Origin of the sequence: Streptococcus sp. Marseille-Q4154 (assembly GCF_916700545.1) — a bacterium.
Classification (GTDB): Bacteria; Bacillota; Bacilli; order Lactobacillales; family Streptococcaceae; genus Streptococcus; species Streptococcus infantis_I.
Window position 1 is genome coordinate 382375 of the sequence record NZ_CAKAKN010000001.1, and the last position, 18491, is coordinate 400865.

The window sequence follows — 18491 nt, forward strand, 5'->3', positions numbered from 1 at the left end:
GAAATTTTAGGAGCAAATATGAAAATTCACTTTGAAAAAGGACTTCAGATAGAAAATGCCCAACTCATTTGTCGCTGGTCTAATGCTTTGGGAGAAAGTTTTCAGAAGCAATGGATGGGACCAATGATTCCTTTTCCCTTGACAATTCAAGTCTTGCAAGATTTGGAAGGAATTTTTTCAATATTTGATGGACAAGAGTTTGTGGGGCTTATCCAGAAAATCAGGCTAGAAGATAGGAATCTTCATATCGGGAGATTTTTTATCAATCCCCAGAAACAGGGGCAGGGATTAGGTAGCCAGGCTTTAAGGAAATTTGTTAGTTTGGCCTTTGAAAATGAAGACATAGATAGTATTTCTCTAAATGTCTACGAGGCAAATCAAACAGCTTACAATCTTTACCAAAAAGAAGGATTTGAAATCGTTCAAATGGTTGAAGTACCTGTACGAAAATATATGATGATAAAATCTAGATAAGAATTAGATTATATCAATATTTGTCCCCGTACAATTTTTGGTTTTCAAACTTGTTGCAGAGAAATTTTCTTGATAAAATAGATATATGACTAGATATAAAGCAATCATTTCCTATGATGGCTACGCCTTTGCTGGTTTTCAGCGGCAACCACACGCGCGTAGTGTCCAAGAGGAAATTGAAATAACTTTAACCAAATTAAATAAAGGGCAGGCCATTACCATCCATGGTGCAGGGCGAACGGATAGTGGTGTTCATGCCTTAGGGCAGGTCATCCACTTTGATCTCCCCTATCAGATGGATGAGGAAAAACTTCGCTTTGCTCTTGATACCCAAAGTTCTGAAGACATCGATGTGATTTCGATTGAGATTGTGGCTGATGATTTTCATTGCCGTTATGCCAAGCATAGCAAGACCTACGAGTTTATCGTGGATAGAGGGCGTCCTAAAAATCCTATGAGACGTCATTATGTCACCCACTATCCATATCCACTTGATGTGGAACGGATGCAAAAGGCTGTAAAGAAATTAGAAGGAACCCATGATTTTACCGGTTTTACTGCTGCCGGAACCAGTGTGGAGGACAAGGTAAGAACGATCACGGAAGCCAGTCTTAGGGTTGACGAGACCGGTCAATTTTTGACCTTTACCTTCTCTGGTAATGGCTTCCTCTATAAGCAGATTCGAAATATGGTCGGGACCTTGCTGAAAATTGGTAATGACAGAATGCCGATAGAGCAGATTGACCTGATTTTGGAGAAAAAAGACAGACAGTTGGCAGGTCCAACTGCAGCACCCAATGGTTTGTATTTGAAGGAGATTCGTTATGAAGAATAATCGTATTTTAGCACTTTCAGGAAATGATATTTTTAGTGGTGGTGGACTAGCTGCTGACCTTGCGACCTATACTTTAAATGGTTTACATGGTTTTGTAGCTATGACTTGCTTAACTGCTTTGACGGAAAATGGTTTTGAGGTCTTCCCAACAGATGAGACTATTTTCCAACAACAGTTGGATAGCCTCAAGAGCGTAGACTTTGGAGGGATTAAGATTGGTCTCTTACCGACTGTTGGTGTTGCTGAGAAAGCTCTTAACTTTATCAAGGAACGCACAGGAGTTCCAGTGGTATTGGATCCAGTTCTCGTTTGTAAGGAAACGCACGACGTTGCAGTCAGCGAACTCTGTCAAGAGTTGATTCGCTTTTTCCCTTATGTGACTGTAATTACACCCAATCTACCTGAGGCAGAATTGCTAGCAGGTCAAAAGATTGAAACCTTGGACGATATGAAGGCTGCAGCTCAAAAATTACATGACTTGGGTGCACCAGCAGTCATTATTAAAGGTGGGAATCGCCTTAGTCAGGATAAGGCTGTGGATGTCTTTTATGATGGAGTGAATTTTACCATTTTTGAGAATCCAGTCATAGAAGGACAAAATGCTGGTGCAGGATGTACTTTTGCATCGAGCATTGCAAGTCAATTAGTCAAGGGAGAGGGGCTATTACCTGCGGTTGAGAGTTCCAAAGCCTTTGTTTACCGTGCCATCGCACAAGCAGATCAATATGGAGTAAGACAATATGAAGCAAACCAAAACAAGTAAAATCGCCCTATTATCAATACTGACTGCCCTATCGGTAGTTTTAGGTTATATTGTCAAAATCCCAACCCAAACAGGAATCTTAACTCTTTTAGATGCTGGTATCTTTTTTACTGCTTTTTATTATGGAAAACGAGAAGGAGCTATTGTGGGAGGTCTAGGAGGTTTCATTATTGACCTGATCTCAGGCTATCCTCATTGGATGTTCTTCAGCTTGCTTTTCCATGGTTTGCAGGGTTACTTTGCAGGTTTTAAAGGAAAATGGAAGTGGCTTGGATTAGTTTTAGCAACTTTTCTCATGGTAGCTGGATATGCATGTGCGACTTCTTGGATGAAAGGTTGGGGTGTAGCTCTGACAGATATTCCTCACAATTTGTTGCAGAATTTTGTTGGAATGATTGTTGGGTATCTTCTCTATCAGAGTATTAAGAAAATTAGTAAGCAGTAAAAAGGAAGTCTTCCCTGGGAACTATTGAAAAAAATCTGATTATTTGCTAAAATGAAAGCTATGAAAACACTCTACGATGTGCAACAATTTCTCAAACAGTTCGGCATTCTTGTCTATATGGGCAAACGTCTTTATGACATTGAATTAATGAAGATTGAACTATCTCGAATCTATGATGCTGGTTTGATGGATAAACTGGATTATCTAGAAGCGGAGGCTGTTCTTCGCAGAGAGCACAAACTAGAATTAGACTATTTAGAAAAAAATGGAGATTAGATATTATGGTAACTTGGGTATTATGGGGACTTGTAGTGGCGATGTTGGCATGGATGGGATACAACTATCTTCGTATTCGCCGTGCAGCAAAAATTGTAGACAATGCAGAGTTTGAATCTTTGATTCGTACTGGTCAGCTAATTGACTTGCGTGAGCCAGCTGAATTCCACAGAAAACATATCCTCGGAGCTCGTAATATTCCTTCAAATCAATTGAAGACAAGTCTTGCAGCTCTTCGCAAGGATAAACCTGTCCTTCTATATGAAAACCAACGTGCGCAACGTGTGACCAATGCAGCACTTTTTTTGAAAAAACAAGGTTTCTCAGAAATTTATATCCTTTCTTACGGATTGGATTCTTGGACAGGGAAGGTTAAGACCAGCTAACATTTTGTAAAAAGTTATTGAATTGTAGATAGATCTAGCTTTTTATGATATAATTAATTTGTATTAAATTTAAGGAGTTTTTATTATGCAAGAAAAGAAAAAAGCATCACTTGTTTTAGGTATCCTATCTATCGTCCTTGGTTTGTTATCTCCAATCGTAGGTCTTGTTTTGGGTATCATTGGTCTTGTCTTGGCTAATTCGCACGAAAAACAATCTGGACTAGTGTATAAAACAGAAAAAATTCTCAATATCGTAGGGCTTGTCATTTCTGTACTTAACTGGATTGCAGCCCTCGTAATGATTTTTGGTTAATCAAAAACAAAAAAGCTTTATGTTTAAAGCTTTTTTTGTTTTATCCACTTTTCGTTAAGTGGTTTTTAATCATTTTTAATTTTTTTGGTTCAGGGACAGGTTTTCATAGTTCTAAAACTTGTTACCTAATAGATAAATCCGGTTTGTATGGTATAATGAATGCGTAATAAGTTTAAGGAGATTTTAGAGCATGCAAGAAAAGAAAAAAGCATCACTTGTTTTGAGTATCCTGTCTATCATATTTGCCTTTGGATTTCCAGTGTTAAGTATTATTTTTGGTATTTTTGGTTTGATCTTGGCTAATTCACATCAAAAAGAGTCTGGACTAGACTATAAGACAGAAAAAATTCTCTCTATTTTAGGGATTGTGTTAGGGATTGTGATTTCTGCACTTATCTGTATCGTACTTATCTCACAACTTTCGGGAATTCATTAAAACAAAAAAGCTTTAGTTTTAAAGCTTTTTTATTTTATCCACTTTTCTCTAAGTAGTTTTTAATAATTTTCAATTCCCCTTGATTCAAGGGTCGGTATTGACCTTCTGCTAGGTCAGGATCTAATAGAAAATCTCCGAACTGAACTCGTTTGAGGGCAGTGACCTTGACACCAATTGAGAGGAACATTTTCTTGACCTGATGAAATTTCCCTTCAGAGATGGTGATGGTGGCTCGGCTGAGACTAGGGCTTGAAGATAGAATCTCAAGCTGAGCAGGTTTACAAAAAGTTCCATCAAGAAAGACAATCCCGTTTTTGAACTGCTGGATGTGATCTGGTGTGAGCAAGCCGTTCACCTCAACTTGATAAGTTTTATCGACATGATATTGAGGGTGGAGAAGTTGAAAACCTAGAGGGCCATTGTTTGTTAAGAGGAGAAGTCCTGTCGTATCTCGATCTAGCCGACCGATAGCATAGAGTTGGTCTGATTGGAGGTGTTGAGGTAGTAAGTCCATAACCGTTGGGAGCTTCTTGTCCTTGCTAGCTGTCACGACACCATTTGGTTTGTGAAGCATGAGATAGGTGTGCTCATATCCTTGGATTTTTCTCCCCTGAAAAATCAACTCTTGTAATCCCGTATCAACATTCTGTGCAAGGGAAGTAGCAGGGACTCCATCTACTAAGATTTCTTTTTTTAGGAGAGCCTGTTTCATGGCTTTTCGACTGATTTTTTCCTGAGCTAATAAATTATCTAAACGCATACCAGCCTATCTTATCACAAGTCGGTATTTTTGAAAAGAAAAGAGAAGGAATGAATTTTCTTTTGAAAACATTTACACTTACTTGAGTTAAGTCATTTGCTGAAAATTGTGGTATAATCGTTCAGTTAGAAAATAAATTTTTGAATATAATAGAGGAAATCATGACAAAATTAAGAGAAGATATCCGTAATATCGCGATTATCGCCCACGTCGACCACGGTAAAACAACCCTCGTTGACGAATTGTTGAAACAATCTGAAACTCTTGACGCACGTACAGAATTAGCTGAGCGTGCAATGGACTCAAATGATATTGAAAAAGAGCGTGGAATCACGATTCTTGCGAAAAATACAGCCGTTGCCTATAACGGAACTCGTATCAATATCATGGACACACCAGGACACGCGGACTTCGGTGGAGAAGTTGAACGTATCATGAAAATGGTTGACGGTGTAGTCTTGGTAGTGGATTCCTACGAAGGTACTATGCCTCAAACTCGTTTCGTATTGAAAAAAGCTTTGGAACAAGACCTTGTCCCAATCGTTGTTATCAATAAAATTGACAAACCATCAGCTCGTCCAGCAGAAGTAGTGGATGAAGTTTTAGAACTTTTCATCGAACTTGGTGCAGATGATGATCAGCTTGACTTCCCAGTAGTCTATGCTTCAGCAATCAACGGAACATCTTCATTGTCAGATGATCCAGCCGACCAAGAAAAGACTATGGCGCCAATCTTTGATACCATTATTGACCACATTCCAGCTCCAATCGATAACTCAGATGAGCCACTTCAATTCCAAGTGTCTCTTCTTGACTACAATGACTTCGTTGGTCGTATCGGTATCGGACGTGTCTTCCGTGGTACTGTTAAGGTCGGAGACCAAGTTACTCTTTCTAAACTTGATGGTACAACCAAGAACTTCCGTGTTACAAAACTCTTTGGTTTCTTTGGTTTGGAACGTCGTGAAATCCAAGAAGCTAAGGCTGGTGACTTGATTGCCGTATCAGGTATGGAAGACATCTTCGTTGGGGAAACAATCACTCCAACAGATGCAGTTGAAGCTCTTCCAGTTCTTCACATCGACGAACCTACTCTTCAAATGACCTTCTTGGTTAACAACTCACCATTTGCTGGTCGTGAAGGTAAATGGGTGACTTCTCGTAAGGTTGAAGAACGTTTGCAAGCAGAATTGCAAACAGACGTATCTCTTCGTGTAGATCCAACAGACTCACCAGATAAATGGACAGTTTCAGGACGTGGGGAATTGCACTTGTCAATCCTCATCGAGACTATGCGTCGTGAAGGTTATGAGCTTCAAGTATCTCGTCCAGAAGTTATCGTCAAAGAAATTGACGGTGTGAAGTGCGAGCCGTTTGAGCGCGTGCAAATCGACACACCAGAAGAATACCAAGGTTCTGTTATCCAAAGTCTTTCTGAACGTAAGGGTGAAATGTTGGATATGATTGCAACTGGAAACGGTCAAACTCGTTTGGTCTTCCTTGTTCCTGCGCGTGGTTTGATTGGATACTCAACTGAGTTCTTGTCAATGACTCGTGGTTACGGGATCATGAACCATACCTTCGACCAATACTTGCCATTGATTCCAGGCGAAATTGGTGGACGTCACCGTGGTGCCCTCGTTTCCATCGATGCTGGTAAAGCAACAACCTACTCAATCATGTCGATCGAAGAACGTGGTACTATCTTTGTTAACCCAGGTACTGAGGTTTACGAAGGAATGATCATCGGTGAAAACTCTCGTGAAAATGACTTGACTGTTAATATCACGAAAGCAAAACAAATGACTAACGTTCGTTCTGCTACTAAGGACCAAACAGCGGTTATCAAAACTCCTCGTATCTTGACACTTGAAGAATCACTTGAGTTCTTGAATGACGATGAGTACATGGAAGTAACGCCTGAATCGATTCGTTTGCGTAAGCAAATCCTCAACAAGGCAGAGCGTGAGAAAGCAAACAAAAAGAAAAAATCAGCTGAATAAGAGCTAGAAAGAGATAAAGATGGTCTATTTAATCATAGGGATACTCTTATTATTACTCTATGTATTTGCGACACCTCAAAGTATCAAGGGGACGGTCAATGTTGTAATATTAGTCTTTGGACTTGTTGCCCTCGTAATCTTGTTGCTCTTGTCTGCCCTACAGATTTTCCAACTTCCAGCAGAAATCTTTATTACATTGGGAATGCTGGCTCTTACTTACTTTAGTTTGAGAGACATCAGTCTCATGTCGATTCGAAAGAAGCGCGAAAATTAAATCTATTCATAACAAAAAACTTCTATCAGCAACTCAGTTGCCGATAGAAGTTTTTATTTGTTACTGTTTTTGTCAGAATAACGGTTGTAGAAATCTACTTTTATCTGGATAAAATGTTCTAATTCACGAAAGAGTTGTAGAAGCGTAGCCCGTGTCTCAAACTCTTCTCTAGTTTTAGGGAGAGATCGATTGCGAAACACCTCTAGGTAGCTTTCAATATCATTCAATAAGTCGTAGGCTGGATTTGTTTGACTCAATTGACTAGCTGTTTTTGAAAAGAGCTGAGCGACAATCAAACTCTCACTAGCGGCTAGTTGGCATGTGTTAATCTGTTGAGCCATATTTCTTAAGATACGCGTTTGTCTTTGTCGCATCTCAAAGTAGTGGATATGATAATCTGTCTGGTGAAAGAGATGGTCAGAATGATCGAGGTAAACTAACTTAAGAGCATCCTCAAGTAGTTGATCAAGTTCATTTACAAGTTGAGCCTGATTACGGCCATCTCCTCTTTTCAGATAGTAAGAAAGTCGTAGAAGAACATCTCTGAGTTTTTCTTCAACAAGAGTATGATAATGTTGAATTTCTTTTTCACGTGAAGGCATATAGAGATTGACCAGAAGCGCAAATCCAGTACCGATTAGGAAGAGTAAGAGCTCATTCAGTAAAAGTGCTGGTGCTGTTGATTGTTGGATTAAGAGATGGCTGACCAGAACGCTACTAGGAGTGATTCCAATTTCCCAACCGAGTTTATAGGCAAGGGGAACATAGATTGCTAAGTAGAGTCCAAAGCTCCAGATATGATAACCAGTTAGTTTGAAAGCTATAACACCGATCATTAACGCCAGCAAGGTTGAAAAAAGACGATTGCGGGCTAGCTTGATCGTGCTTCTTCGAGTATCAGAAAGACTCAAGATAGCAATGATACCAGCTGATACAGCGGATGACAAATCAAAAAAGTAGGCTAGTAAACAAGCAAAACAGGTTGCCAAGACTAGTTTAAGAGTGCGTTGTGTGATAGACATAGAATACTTCCTTGAGATAAATACTTTAAAGTTTTAGTAGTAGGTGAGGTAGAAAGGTCTATTCTAAGAGAGTTATTGAGAAAGTAATTTGTTCTCCATGTAGTGGTTTGATTATAGTATAAATATGTTTTGAAATCAAGTGAATCTAATAATAGTTTAGGAAGAATGAATATTTACCAAACTGGTTCAGATATCGTTTTATGGTATAATGTTAGGAAAGGAGCTTACTATGCCAACATTTATTCAAAATTATATCGATAAGTTAAATATCAACAGTATTCTAGAAGAGTTGTTTTCAAAATCAGTCTCTCTAGTCCTTCTTTTTATTGTCTTTTATATCGTTAAAATAATTCTCCATCAAGTTGTGAAAAGAGTCGTTAAACCATCCTTAAAATTTTCCCAGAAAGATGAGGCGCGCCAAAAGACAATTTCTAGATTGATAGAAAATATTTTGAACTACACCCTCTATTTCTTTTTACTCTACTTTGTTTTATCTACTCTAGGCTTACCTGTATCAAGTCTACTGGCAGGTGCTGGGATTGCTGGGGTGGCAATAGGGATGGGTGCTCAAGGCTTCTTGTCAGACGTGGTCAATGGCTTTTTCATCCTCTTTGAGCGCCAGTTAGATGTTGGAGATCAAGTTGAGTTTACGAATGGTCCGATTACAATCTCTGGTAAGGTTGTGAGTGTCGGTATTCGTACGACTCAACTGCGCAGTGAGGATGGAGTCCTTCACTTTGTTCCCAATAGAAGTATCACGGTTGTCAGCAATTTTTCAAGGAAAGAAGAGAACTGAAATTTTACCTCTTTTATGGTACAATAGAAAGAGTTTGGTAAAGGAGAAACGATGTTTTTAGATGAGCAATTAGGAAATGGTTGTGTTTGGATCAATCTAGATGTAGAAAAAATTAAAAATCTTGAAGATTTATCTGAAATCTACGGATTGGATAAGGAAACCATAGAATATGCGCTTGATAAAAATGAACGTGCCCATATGGATTACAACCGTGAGAATGGGACTGTGACCTTTATCTACAATGTTCTGGACTTAGAAAAGGACAAGGATTACTATGAAGCGATTCCCATGACCTTTATCGTTGAAAACAAACGAATGATTACCATCAGCAACCATAAGAATGCTTATGTCATTGATCAGATGTTAGCTTATCTGGATAGCCATGAGTTGCTTTCTATTTACAAATTTCTTTTTGCTAGTCTAGAAATCATTAGTAACGCCTATTATCCAATCATTGAAAAGATGGATAAGAGTAAAGATGAAGTCAACAGCTTACTTCGTCAGAGAACAACAAAGAAAAATCTCTTCGCCCTCTCTGACTTGGAGACTGGTATGGTTTACTTAACAGCAGCGGCAAAACAAAATCGACTCCTCTTAGAACATATCCAGGGCCATGCTCTTTATCGGAGATTTAATGAAGTCGAACGAGAGCAGTTTGATGATGCAATGATTGAAGCCCATCAGTTGGTATCTATGACAGACTTGATTTCTCAAGTCTTGCAACAACTCTCATCTTCTTACAACAACATCCTAAACAATAACCTGAATGATAGTTTGACAGTTTTGACTATTATCTCCGTCTTACTAGCAGTACTTGCGGTTATTACAGGTTTCTTCGGAATGAATGTTCCTCTACCATTTACAGAAGAGCCAAATGCTTGGATTTATATCTTAATGGCTAGCTTGATTTTATGGGCAGCCTTATCTCAATGGCTGAAGAAAATTACTAGAAAATAAAAGAGAAGGAGCCAGAATGGCGATTGAAAATTACATGCCAGATTTTACTGTAGAAGCAGTTTATGATTTGACAGTAGAAAGCCTGCAAAAACAAGGGATTAAAGCTGTTTTGGTGGATTTGGACAACACTCTGATTGCTTGGAATAACCCTGATGGGACTCCAGAGATGAAACGATGGTTGCATGACCTTCGTGATGCTGGTATTCGCATTATCGTAGTGTCTAACAACTCTAAAAAACGAGTTCAACGTGCGGTTGAAAAATTTGGGATTGACTATGTTTATTGGGCTTTGAAGCCCTTTACTTTCGGGATTGATCGTGCCATGAAGGAATTCCACTATGATAAAAACGAAGTGGTCATGGTTGGGGATCAACTCATGACGGATATTCGAGCGGCTCATCGAGCAGGGATTCGTTCGATTTTGGTCAAGCCCTTAGTTCAGCACGACTCTATCAAAACGAAGATTAACCGCGCTCGTGAGCGCCGTGTCATGAAACAAATCACTGAAAAGTACGGGCCTATTACATATAAAAAAGGAATCTAACTATGGAAGAAATTCTCTGTATTGGCTGTGGAGCAACCATTCAGACGACAGATAAGACTGGTCTTGGTTTTACGCCTCAGTCAGCACTTGAAAAAGGTTTGGAGACTGGTGAAGTTTATTGCCAACGTTGTTTTCGTCTTCGTCATTACAATGAAATCACAGATGTGCAACTGACGGATGATGATTTCCTCAAACTCTTGCACGAGGTGGGAGACAGTGATGCCTTGGTGGTCAATGTTATTGATATCTTTGACTTTAATGGCTCTGTTATCCCAGGATTGCCTCGCTTTGTATCAGGCAACGATGTTCTCTTGGTTGGAAATAAAAAAGACATCCTCCCTAAGTCTGTTAAGCCTGGTAAGATTAGTCAATGGCTTATGGAACGTGCCCACGAAGAAGGTCTACGTCCTGTTGACGTCGTTCTGACTTCAGCCCAAAACAAGTATGCTATCAAGGAAGTCATTGATAAAATTGAGTACTATCGTAAGGGTCGTGACGTCTATGTAGTTGGGGTTACCAATGTTGGGAAATCAACTCTTATCAACGCCATTATCCAGGAAATTACGGGTGACCAGAACGTTATCACAACTTCACGTTTCCCAGGGACAACCTTAGATAAGATTGAAATTCCGCTTGATGATGGTTCTTATATCTATGATACACCGGGAATTATTCATCGTCATCAGATGGCCCATTACTTGACGGCCAAAAACCTCAAGTATGTCAGTCCTAAAAAGGAAATCAAACCTAAAACCTACCAGCTAAATCCTGAGCAAACTCTCTTTTTAGGAGGTTTGGGACGATTTGATTTCATTGCAGGAGAAAAGCAAGGGTTTACAGCTTTCTTTGACAATGAACTCAAACTTCATCGTACCAAGCTTGAAGGAGCGAGTGACTTTTACGATAAGCACCTTGGAACCCTCCTTACACCACCAAATAGCAAAGAAAAAGAAGAGTTTCCAAAACTGGTCCAACATGTCTTTACTATCAAGGATAAGACAGACCTCGTTATCTCAGGACTAGGCTGGATCCGTGTAACAGGAACTGCCAAAGTAGCCGTCTGGGCACCAGAAGGCGTCGCAGTCGTCACACGAAAAGCAATTATTTAAACACAGAAAGGAAAGGGTTGTCTTTATAAAGGCGAGCACTGCGAGCCCCTAGAAGATACTTTTCGCCGTGGTGTTAGTTGGTACAAGTGATTGTACCAACTGAGGAAAATTTGAGACCTTAGGTTCAAATTCTAGTCATGAAAATCCAGAGGACTTTGCTGACGTCCGTCACCACTTCAGAAAAGTATAAAAAGAAACTCTTTTAAATGAATTATGTCATTAACATCAAAACAACGTGCCTTCCTCAACAGCCAGGCACACACCCTCAAACCCATTATCCAAATTGGAAAAAATGGACTCAACGACCAAATCAAAACCAGCGTTCGTCAGGCACTTGATGCCCGCGAATTGATCAAGGTTACTCTCTTGCAAAACACAGATGAAAACATCCACGAAGTAGCTGAAATCTTGGAAGAAGAAATCGGTGTGGATACAGTACAAAAAATCGGTCGTATCTTGATTTTGTATAAACAATCAAGCAAGAAAGAAAATCGTAAGATTTCTAAAAAAGTTAAAGAAATCTAAAAATATACTCCCAAACTGTTTTTACAGAAGACTAAAGGAGATTAGCCTATGGCAATCGAATTATTAACTCCCTTTACAAAAGTGGAGTTAGAGCCAGAAATCAAGGATAAAAAACGTAAGCAAGTTGGAATCTTAGGGGGAAATTTTAACCCTGTTCACAATGCCCACCTTATCGTCGCAGACCAAGTGCGCCAACAGTTGGGATTGGATCAAGTTCTGCTTATGCCTGAATACCAACCACCTCACGTAGACAAAAAAGAAACCATTTCTGAACACCACCGCCTCAAGATGCTTGAATTGGCAATTGACGGAATCGAAGGTTTAGCTATTGAGACAATTGAGCTAGAGCGCAAGGGTGTTTCCTACACCTACGACACCATGAAGATTTTGACAGAGAAGAATCCAGATACAGATTATTACTTTATCATCGGTGCTGACATGGTAGACTATCTGCCTAAGTGGTATAGAATTGACGAATTGGTCGACCTCGTTCAGTTTGTAGGAGTTCAACGACCACGCTACAAGGCTGGGACTTCTTATCCCGTCATCTGGGTGGATGTGCCTCTTATGGATATTTCATCCAGTATGGTGCGTGATTTCATCGCCCAAGGTCGCACACCTAACTTTCTCTTGCCAAAACCAGTGCTAGACTATATTGAGAAAGAAGGGCTTTACTGATGGCATACAAAGACTATATCAACTGTTCACGTGAAGAATTGTTGGAAAAAATGGCAGAGCTCCTACCTGAAAAACGCCTAACCCATTGTTTGGGTGTAGAGCGTGCGGCCATAGAATTGGCTCAGCGCTTTGGTGTGGATGTTGAGAAAGCTGGTTTAGCTGGTCTCCTTCATGACTATGCTAAAAAGCTATCAGATCAAGAATTTTTAGACTTGATAGATCGTTATCAACTAGACTCTAATCTTAAAAACTGGGGCAATAATGTCTGGCATGGCATGGTCGGTATCTACAAGATTCAGGAAGATTTGGATTTGAAAAATCCTGAAATTTTGCGAGCTATTGAAATCCATACAGTTGGAGCTGGTCAGATGACGGACCTTGATAAGGTTATCTACGTCGCAGACTACATCGAGCATAATCGTGCCTTTCCAGGGGTGGACCAGGCGCGTGAGATTGCAAGTTTGTCACTCAATAAGGCAGTAGCTTATGAAACAGCTCGCACTGTGGAGCATTTGGCTCGCCAAGGATTGCCTATTTATCCCCAAACCCTTGAAACCTATAACGCCTATGTGCACTATTTGAAAGAGGACTAAATGAACGAAAAAGAATTATTAGAACTAGTCGTGAAAGCGGCTGATGAGAAACGTGCGGAGGATATCCTCGCACTTGACGTACAAGATTTGACTAGCGTGACAGACTACTTTGTTATCACTAGCTCAATGAATAGCCGTCAGTTGGATGCTATCGCTGACAATATCCGTGAAAAAGTAGCTCAAGCGGGCTTTAAAGGTAGCCATGTTGAAGGTGATGCAACTGGGGGCTGGGTTTTACTTGACCTTGGTGGTGTCGTAGTGCATATCTTCTCAGAAGAAATGCGTGCCCACTATAACTTAGAAAAACTATGGCATGAGGCGGATTCAGTAGATTTATCTGAAACCTTGGCCTAGTCGACGAACTCAGTTGTAGTCAACTGAGTTTCTTTGCTTATTTTAGAGGAAAATTGTTAGAAAGGTAAGGGCTAGTGGTGTTTACCATGGGGTTCTTGGTATCATGAATATGGCAACATACGAGACTTTTGCAGCTGTTTACGATGCAGTCATGGACGATAGTTTATACGATAAATGGACGGATTTTTCGCTGCGTCATTTGCCCAAGACTAAGGAGAGAAAGAAACTCTTGGAGCTGGCTTGTGGGACAGGCATCCAGTCCGTTCGCTTTTCTCAAGCTGGATTTGATGTAACAGGACTCGACTTAAGTGCAGATATGCTGAAAATTGCTGAGAAGAGAGCTGCTTCAGCCAAGCAAAAGATTGATTTTATGGAAGGCAATATGTTGGATTTGTCCAAGGCAGGTCAATACGACTTTGTCACGTGTTACTCGGACTCAATCTGTTACATGCAGGATGAGGTTGAAGTCGGGGATGTCTTTAAAGAAGTTTATAATGCCCTCAATGAAGATGGGGTCTTCATCTTTGATGTGCATTCGACCTACCAGACAGATGAAGTCTTCCCAGGCTATTCCTACCATGAAAATGCGGAAGACTTCGCTATGCTTTGGGATACCTATGAAGATGATGCACCACATTCTATCGTGCATGAGTTGACCTTTTTTATCAAGGAAGCAGATGATTCCTTTAGTCGTCACGACGAAGTGCATGAGGAGCGTACATACGAGGTCTTGACCTATGATATTTTGTTGGAACAGGCTGGTTTTAAGTCCTTCAAGCTTTATGCTGACTTTGAGGATAAAGAGCCTACAGAAACTAGCACCCGTTGGTTTTTCGTCGCGCAGAAGTAGGAGATTGCCATGACCATCACAGGTATTATCGCGGAGTTCAATCCTTTTCATAATGGCCACAAATACCTGCTAGAACAGGCAGATGGGTTGAAAATTGTTGTCATGTCTGGAAATTTCATGCAGAGAGGCGAGCCGGCTATCGTTGACAAGTGGACACGGGCTCAAATGGCACTAGAGAATGGAGCGGACTTAGTTGTAGAATTGCCCTTTTTAGTCAGTGTTCAAGCAGCAGATTTTTTCGGTCAAGGTGCTGTTGAACTCTTGGCTCGTTTGGGCATAGATACCCTTTCCTTTGGGACAGAGCAAGTTTTGGATTATCAAAAAATCGTTGACTTATATGCAGAGTGTGGTCAAGAGATGGAGGATTTTGTGGATAAACTGCCTGACTCCCTCTCCTACCCTCAGAAAACGCAAGCTATGTGGAAGGAATTTGCAGGTCTTGATTTTTCGGGTAATACGCCCAATCATGTCTTAGCTCTTGCCTACGCCAAGGCAGTTGCTGGGAGAAACATCAAACTCCAACCGATTAAACGTCAGGGAGCTGGATACCATTCGGTGGACAAGGATGTGGACTTTGCCTCGGCAACAGCCCTCCGTCAGCACCAAAGGGACAAAGATTTCTTAGAACGCTATATGCCTTCTGTTACTCTTTTTGAACAGACGAGTAAGGTGAGTTGGGAAGATTATTTTCAACTTTTACGCTATCAAATCTTGTCAAATTCAGACTTAAGTACTATTTATCAGGTCAATCAAGAAATGGCGGTGCGCATCAAGGAAGCCATCAAAATAGCAAAATCTATTGAGGAATTGGTTGAGTTAGTGGCTACCAAACGCTACACAAAGGCACGTGTGCGACGCCTCTTGACCTATATCTTGGTGCAGGCTAGAGAAAGTGACTTGCCAGAAGCCATTCATATCCTTGGTTTTACCGAAAAAGGCAGACAACACCTTAAAGCTCTCAAGGAGCAGGTCAATCTCGTCAGCCGAATCGGTAAAGAACCCTGGGATGCCATAACACAAAAGGCAGACCAAATTTATCAACTAGGACACCCTAGTATAGCAGAACAAAATTTTGGCAGAGTGCCAATCAGAATCGAATCGAACTAAGTCTACTGTGAGGTGGACTTTTTTCTTATTTTTTGCAAAATAATTCTTTTAAAAAATAGTTAGGTTTAAGCAGCTTATTTTACTAAGGAAAATGGAGATATTGCTCCTAAAAATAACTAAAACAACTTCCATTTAAGGTTTGTTAAAAATATTTTTTTGTGGTAAAATGTATAAGAATGCATGTCATTCAGATAAACAAATAAATTGAGGTAAAAACATGGAAATTATGACAATTGTTATAGTTGTTTTTGCCGTCATCATTGGTTTAGTCATTGGATATGTCAGCATCTCAGTCAAGATGAAATCATCACAAGAGGCTGCAGAGTTGATGCTTTTAAATGCTGAACAAGAAGCAACTAATTTACGAGGACAAGCTGAGCGCGAAGCGGATTTATTACTAAATGAAGCCAAGAGCGAAAGCAAATCCCTTAAAAAAGAAGCACTATTGGAGGCTAAAGAAGAAGCCAGAAAATACCGCGAAGAAGTGGACGCTGAATTTAAGTCGGAGCGTCAAGAACTCAAGCAAATCGAAAGTCGTTTGACGGAGAGAGCTACGAGCCTTGACCGTAAAGACGATAATTTGACGAACAAAGAAAAAACACTTGAACAAAAAGAACAAAGTATTTCTGATAGAGCAAAAAACCTTGATGCACGTGAAGAGCAACTAGAGGAAATTGAAAAGCAAAAGCAAGCAGAACTAGAGCGTGTCGGAAGTCTGACACAGTCAGAGGCAAAAGATATTATTTTAGCCCAGACAGAAGAAAACTTGACCAAGGAAATTGCTAGCCGCATTCGTGAGGCGGAGCAAGAAGTCAAGGAACGTTCAGATAAGCTTGCTAAGGATATCCTGTCCCAAGCGATGCAGAGAATTGCTGGTGAGTATGTAGCTGAGTCTACCAACTCGACAGTTCATCTGCCTGATGATACTATGAAAGGTCGTATCATTGGTCGTGAAGGTCGTAACATCCGTACTTTTGAAAGTTTGACAGGGGTTGATGTTATCATTGATGATACTCCAGAAGTGGTAACCTTGTCAGGTTTCGATCCTATCCGCCGTGAGATTGCCCGTATGACGATGGAAACCTTACTTAAGGATGGACGAATTCACCCAGCTCGTATCGAAGAGTTGGTTGAGAAAAACCGTCAAGAAATTGATAACAGAATTCGTGAATATGGTGAAGCTGCAGCCTATGAAATCGGCGCACCAAATCTTCACCCAGACTTGATGAAAATCATGGGTCGCTTACAGTTCCGTACTTCATACGGACAAAATGTCTTGCGTCACTCGATTGAAGTGGCTAAGTTAGCTGGTATCATGGCTAGCGAACTTGGTGAAAATGCAGCCCTAGCCCGTCGTGCAGGATTCCTTCACGATATTGGTAAAGCCATTGACCGAGAAGTAGAAGGTAGCCACGTTGAGATTGGTACTGAATTAGCTCGCAAGTACAAAGAGCATCCAGTTGTGATTAACACGATTGCTAGTCACCACGGAGATGTAGAACCTGAAAGTGTGATTGCAGTTCTCGTTGCTGCAGCGGATGCCTTGAGTGCAGCCCGTCCAGGAGCTCGTAGTGAGTCGCTTGAAAGCTACATCAAACGTCTCCATGATTTAGAGGAAATCGCTAATAGCTTTGAAGGTGTTCAAAATAGCTTTGCCCTTCAAGCAGGTCGTGAAATCCGAATCATGGTAAATCCAGGTCAAATCAAGGACGACAAGGTCACAATCTTGGCTCACAAAGTTCGTGAGAAAATCGAAAGTAACCTCGATTACCCAGGAAATATCAAGGTAACCGTGATTCGTGAACTTCGTGCAGTTGATTATGCAAAATAAATAAGAAAGAGCAGTTGAAAAATTACTGCTTTTTTGTTACACTAGATAGAAAGATTGTAGTAAGCAGAAATGCCTTCACAAAGAGAATTCTGAATGAATTTCCAAGGCATTTCACAAACTATCCAAAGGAGACATCATGGCAGACCGTGGCTTACTAATCGTTTTTTCAGGTCCTTCAGGAGTTGGAAAAGGAACGGTTAGACGAGAAATTTTTGAGAGTTCTGAAAACCAATTCCAATATTCTGTATCTATGACAACACGGGCTCAACGTCCAGGTGAAGTAGACGGAGTTGACTATTTCTTCCGTACGCGTGAAGAATTTGAAGAATTGATCCGTCAAGGACAGATGTTAGAGTATGCAGAGTATGTAGGCAACTACTACGGAACTCCTCTGACCTATGTCAATGAAACCCTTGATAAGGGGATTGACGTTTTCCTTGAAATTGAAGTGCAGGGAGCTCTTCAGGTCAAGAAAAAAGTTCCAGATGCAGTCTTTATCTTTTTGACACCACCAGATTTGGAAGAATTGCAAGATCGTCTCGTAGGCCGTGGTACCGATAGCGCAGAAGTGATCGCCCAACGTATCGAAAAAGCTAAAGAAGAAATTGCTTTGATGCGTGAGTATGACTATGCTATTGTCAATGATCATGTTCCTCTTGCCGCAGAACGTGTCAAACGTGTGATTGAAGCAGAACATTTCCGCGTCGATCGTGTCATCGGTCACTACCAGGATATGCTACCAAAGTCTCCAACTATTCGATAAACTATAGAAAACAGGTACAAACAAATGATGCTTAAACCCTCTATTGATACCTTGCTTGACAAGGTACCATCAAAATATTCACTCGTAATCTTGGAAGCAAAACGTGCTCACGAATTAGAAGCTGGAGCAACTCCAACACAAGAATTCAAATCTGAAAAATCTACACTTCGTGCCTTGGAAGAAATTGAATCAGGGAATGTAACCATCCACCCAGATCCAGAAGGAAAACGCGAAGCTGTTCGTCGTCGTATCGAAGAAGAAAGACGATTGAGAGAAGAAGAAGAAAAGAAAATCAAAGAGCAAATCGCGAAAGAAAAAGAAGAAGGTGAAAAAATTTAAGGTTGGGGGGACTCAATCTTATTTTTTCTATTGCAAGAATACTCAATCAATTGAAACG

General features: G+C 40.4%; 25 protein-coding genes. 23 read left to right on the top strand and 2 right to left on the bottom strand.

Features of this window, described 5'->3' with window-relative positions:
* Nucleotides 1-18 precede the first annotated feature (18 nt).
* The 8 genes from LG369_RS01945 to LG369_RS01980 all read left to right on the top strand — a co-directional run bounded on the left by LG369_RS01945 (nt 19) and on the right by LG369_RS01980 (nt 3928).
* A complete protein-coding gene (locus LG369_RS01945) occupies nt 19-474 on the top strand; it encodes a GNAT family N-acetyltransferase (RefSeq protein WP_225750065.1) in 456 nt (151 codons plus the stop codon).
* 85 nt (nt 475-559) lie between these two features.
* Nucleotides 560-1309, top strand: coding sequence for a tRNA pseudouridine(38-40) synthase TruA (gene truA, locus LG369_RS01950; protein WP_225750066.1), 750 nt, complete (start codon nt 560-562; stop codon nt 1307-1309).
* Entirely contained in the window at nt 1299-2072 is a 774-nt protein-coding gene (locus tag LG369_RS01955) for a bifunctional hydroxymethylpyrimidine kinase/phosphomethylpyrimidine kinase (RefSeq protein WP_225750067.1), read from the top strand. The genes truA and LG369_RS01955 overlap by 11 nt, the downstream gene beginning before the upstream one ends.
* Nucleotides 2050-2517 (top strand): ECF transporter S component, encoded by a 468-nt coding sequence (locus tag LG369_RS01960; RefSeq protein WP_195183890.1) that lies wholly within the window; start codon nt 2050-2052, stop codon nt 2515-2517. Before LG369_RS01955 ends, LG369_RS01960 begins: the two co-directional genes overlap by 23 nt.
* A 51-nt stretch (nt 2518-2568) precedes the next feature.
* Nucleotides 2569-2793, top strand: coding sequence for a YqgQ family protein (locus tag LG369_RS01965; protein ID WP_024053574.1), 225 nt, complete (start codon nt 2569-2571; stop codon nt 2791-2793).
* A gap of 5 nt (nt 2794-2798) precedes the next feature.
* Nucleotides 2799-3179: a rhodanese-like domain-containing protein gene (locus LG369_RS01970; protein WP_225750068.1), complete on the top strand. Its 381-nt coding sequence runs from the start codon at nt 2799-2801 to the stop codon at nt 3177-3179.
* An 85-nt stretch (nt 3180-3264) separates the two neighbouring features.
* Nucleotides 3265-3492 carry a DUF4190 domain-containing protein gene (locus tag LG369_RS01975; protein ID WP_225750069.1) on the top strand — a complete coding sequence of 76 codons (228 nt, stop codon included), beginning with the start codon at nt 3265-3267 and terminating at the stop codon, nt 3490-3492.
* 190 nt (nt 3493-3682) lie between these two features.
* A complete protein-coding gene (locus LG369_RS01980) occupies nt 3683-3928 on the top strand; it encodes a hypothetical protein (protein WP_225750070.1) in 246 nt (81 codons plus the stop codon).
* Nucleotides 3929-3962: 34 nt separating this feature from the next.
* Here the strand turns inward: LG369_RS01980 and LG369_RS01985 are convergent, their stop codons facing one another.
* A complete protein-coding gene (locus tag LG369_RS01985; RefSeq protein ID WP_225750071.1) occupies nt 3963-4688 on the bottom strand; it encodes a pseudouridine synthase in 726 nt (241 codons plus the stop codon).
* Between the two features lie 161 nt (nt 4689-4849).
* Between LG369_RS01985 and typA the strand changes: the two genes are divergently transcribed.
* Entirely contained in the window at nt 4850-6691 is a 1842-nt protein-coding gene (gene typA, locus LG369_RS01990) for a translational GTPase TypA (protein WP_006148957.1), read from the top strand.
* 19 nt (nt 6692-6710) lie between these two features.
* Nucleotides 6711-6965: a DUF3165 family protein gene (locus tag LG369_RS01995; protein WP_004251425.1), complete on the top strand. Its 255-nt coding sequence runs from the start codon at nt 6711-6713 to the stop codon at nt 6963-6965.
* A gap of 53 nt (nt 6966-7018) precedes the next feature.
* Here LG369_RS01995 and LG369_RS02000 read toward each other — a convergent pair whose 3' ends face one another.
* Nucleotides 7019-7987, bottom strand: a complete 969-nt coding sequence (locus LG369_RS02000) for an aromatic acid exporter family protein (protein WP_225750072.1) — start codon at nt 7985-7987, stop codon at nt 7019-7021.
* Nucleotides 7988-8216: 229 nt separating this feature from the next.
* Between LG369_RS02000 and LG369_RS02005 the strand changes: the two genes are divergently transcribed.
* From LG369_RS02005 to rpoZ, 13 genes are all read left to right on the top strand, one after another.
* The gene (locus LG369_RS02005) at nt 8217-8783 is read left to right on the top strand and encodes a mechanosensitive ion channel family protein (RefSeq protein ID WP_225750073.1); all 567 of its coding nucleotides are present in this window, start codon (nt 8217-8219) and stop codon (nt 8781-8783) included.
* Between the two features lie 51 nt (nt 8784-8834).
* A complete protein-coding gene (locus tag LG369_RS02010; RefSeq protein ID WP_004251417.1) occupies nt 8835-9740 on the top strand; it encodes a magnesium transporter CorA family protein in 906 nt (301 codons plus the stop codon).
* Between the two features lie 16 nt (nt 9741-9756).
* Nucleotides 9757-10284 carry a YqeG family HAD IIIA-type phosphatase gene (locus LG369_RS02015; RefSeq protein WP_225750074.1) on the top strand — a complete coding sequence of 176 codons (528 nt, stop codon included), beginning with the start codon at nt 9757-9759 and terminating at the stop codon, nt 10282-10284.
* 2 nt (nt 10285-10286) lie between these two features.
* Nucleotides 10287-11393 carry a ribosome biogenesis GTPase YqeH gene (gene yqeH / locus LG369_RS02020; protein ID WP_225750075.1) on the top strand — a complete coding sequence of 369 codons (1107 nt, stop codon included), beginning with the start codon at nt 10287-10289 and terminating at the stop codon, nt 11391-11393.
* 213 nt (nt 11394-11606) lie between these two features.
* Nucleotides 11607-11918, top strand: coding sequence for a ribosome assembly RNA-binding protein YhbY (gene yhbY / locus LG369_RS02025; RefSeq protein ID WP_000060171.1), 312 nt, complete (start codon nt 11607-11609; stop codon nt 11916-11918).
* Nucleotides 11919-11966: 48 nt separating this feature from the next.
* The gene (locus LG369_RS02030; protein WP_225750076.1) at nt 11967-12596 is read left to right on the top strand and encodes a nicotinate-nucleotide adenylyltransferase; all 630 of its coding nucleotides are present in this window, start codon (nt 11967-11969) and stop codon (nt 12594-12596) included.
* Nucleotides 12596-13189 carry a bis(5'-nucleosyl)-tetraphosphatase (symmetrical) YqeK gene (yqeK, locus tag LG369_RS02035; protein ID WP_225750077.1) on the top strand — a complete coding sequence of 198 codons (594 nt, stop codon included), beginning with the start codon at nt 12596-12598 and terminating at the stop codon, nt 13187-13189. The genes LG369_RS02030 and yqeK overlap by 1 nt, the downstream gene beginning before the upstream one ends.
* Entirely contained in the window at nt 13190-13543 is a 354-nt protein-coding gene (gene rsfS, locus LG369_RS02040; protein ID WP_225750078.1) for a ribosome silencing factor, read from the top strand.
* A 109-nt stretch (nt 13544-13652) separates the two neighbouring features.
* Complete coding sequence (locus LG369_RS02045; RefSeq protein ID WP_225750485.1) at nt 13653-14393, top strand: class I SAM-dependent DNA methyltransferase; 741 nt, start codon at nt 13653-13655, stop codon at nt 14391-14393.
* A 9-nt stretch (nt 14394-14402) separates the two neighbouring features.
* Nucleotides 14403-15500 (top strand): nucleotidyltransferase, encoded by a 1098-nt coding sequence (locus tag LG369_RS02050; RefSeq protein WP_225750079.1) that lies wholly within the window; start codon nt 14403-14405, stop codon nt 15498-15500.
* A gap of 217 nt (nt 15501-15717) precedes the next feature.
* Complete coding sequence (locus LG369_RS02055; RefSeq protein WP_049494305.1) at nt 15718-17331, top strand: ribonuclease Y; 1614 nt, start codon at nt 15718-15720, stop codon at nt 17329-17331.
* A 136-nt stretch (nt 17332-17467) separates the two neighbouring features.
* Nucleotides 17468-18094, top strand: coding sequence for a guanylate kinase (gene gmk / locus LG369_RS02060; protein ID WP_000775049.1), 627 nt, complete (start codon nt 17468-17470; stop codon nt 18092-18094).
* Between the two features lie 24 nt (nt 18095-18118).
* Nucleotides 18119-18433, top strand: a complete 315-nt coding sequence (gene rpoZ / locus LG369_RS02065) for a DNA-directed RNA polymerase subunit omega (protein ID WP_004251389.1) — start codon at nt 18119-18121, stop codon at nt 18431-18433.
* Nucleotides 18434-18491 lie beyond the last annotated feature (58 nt).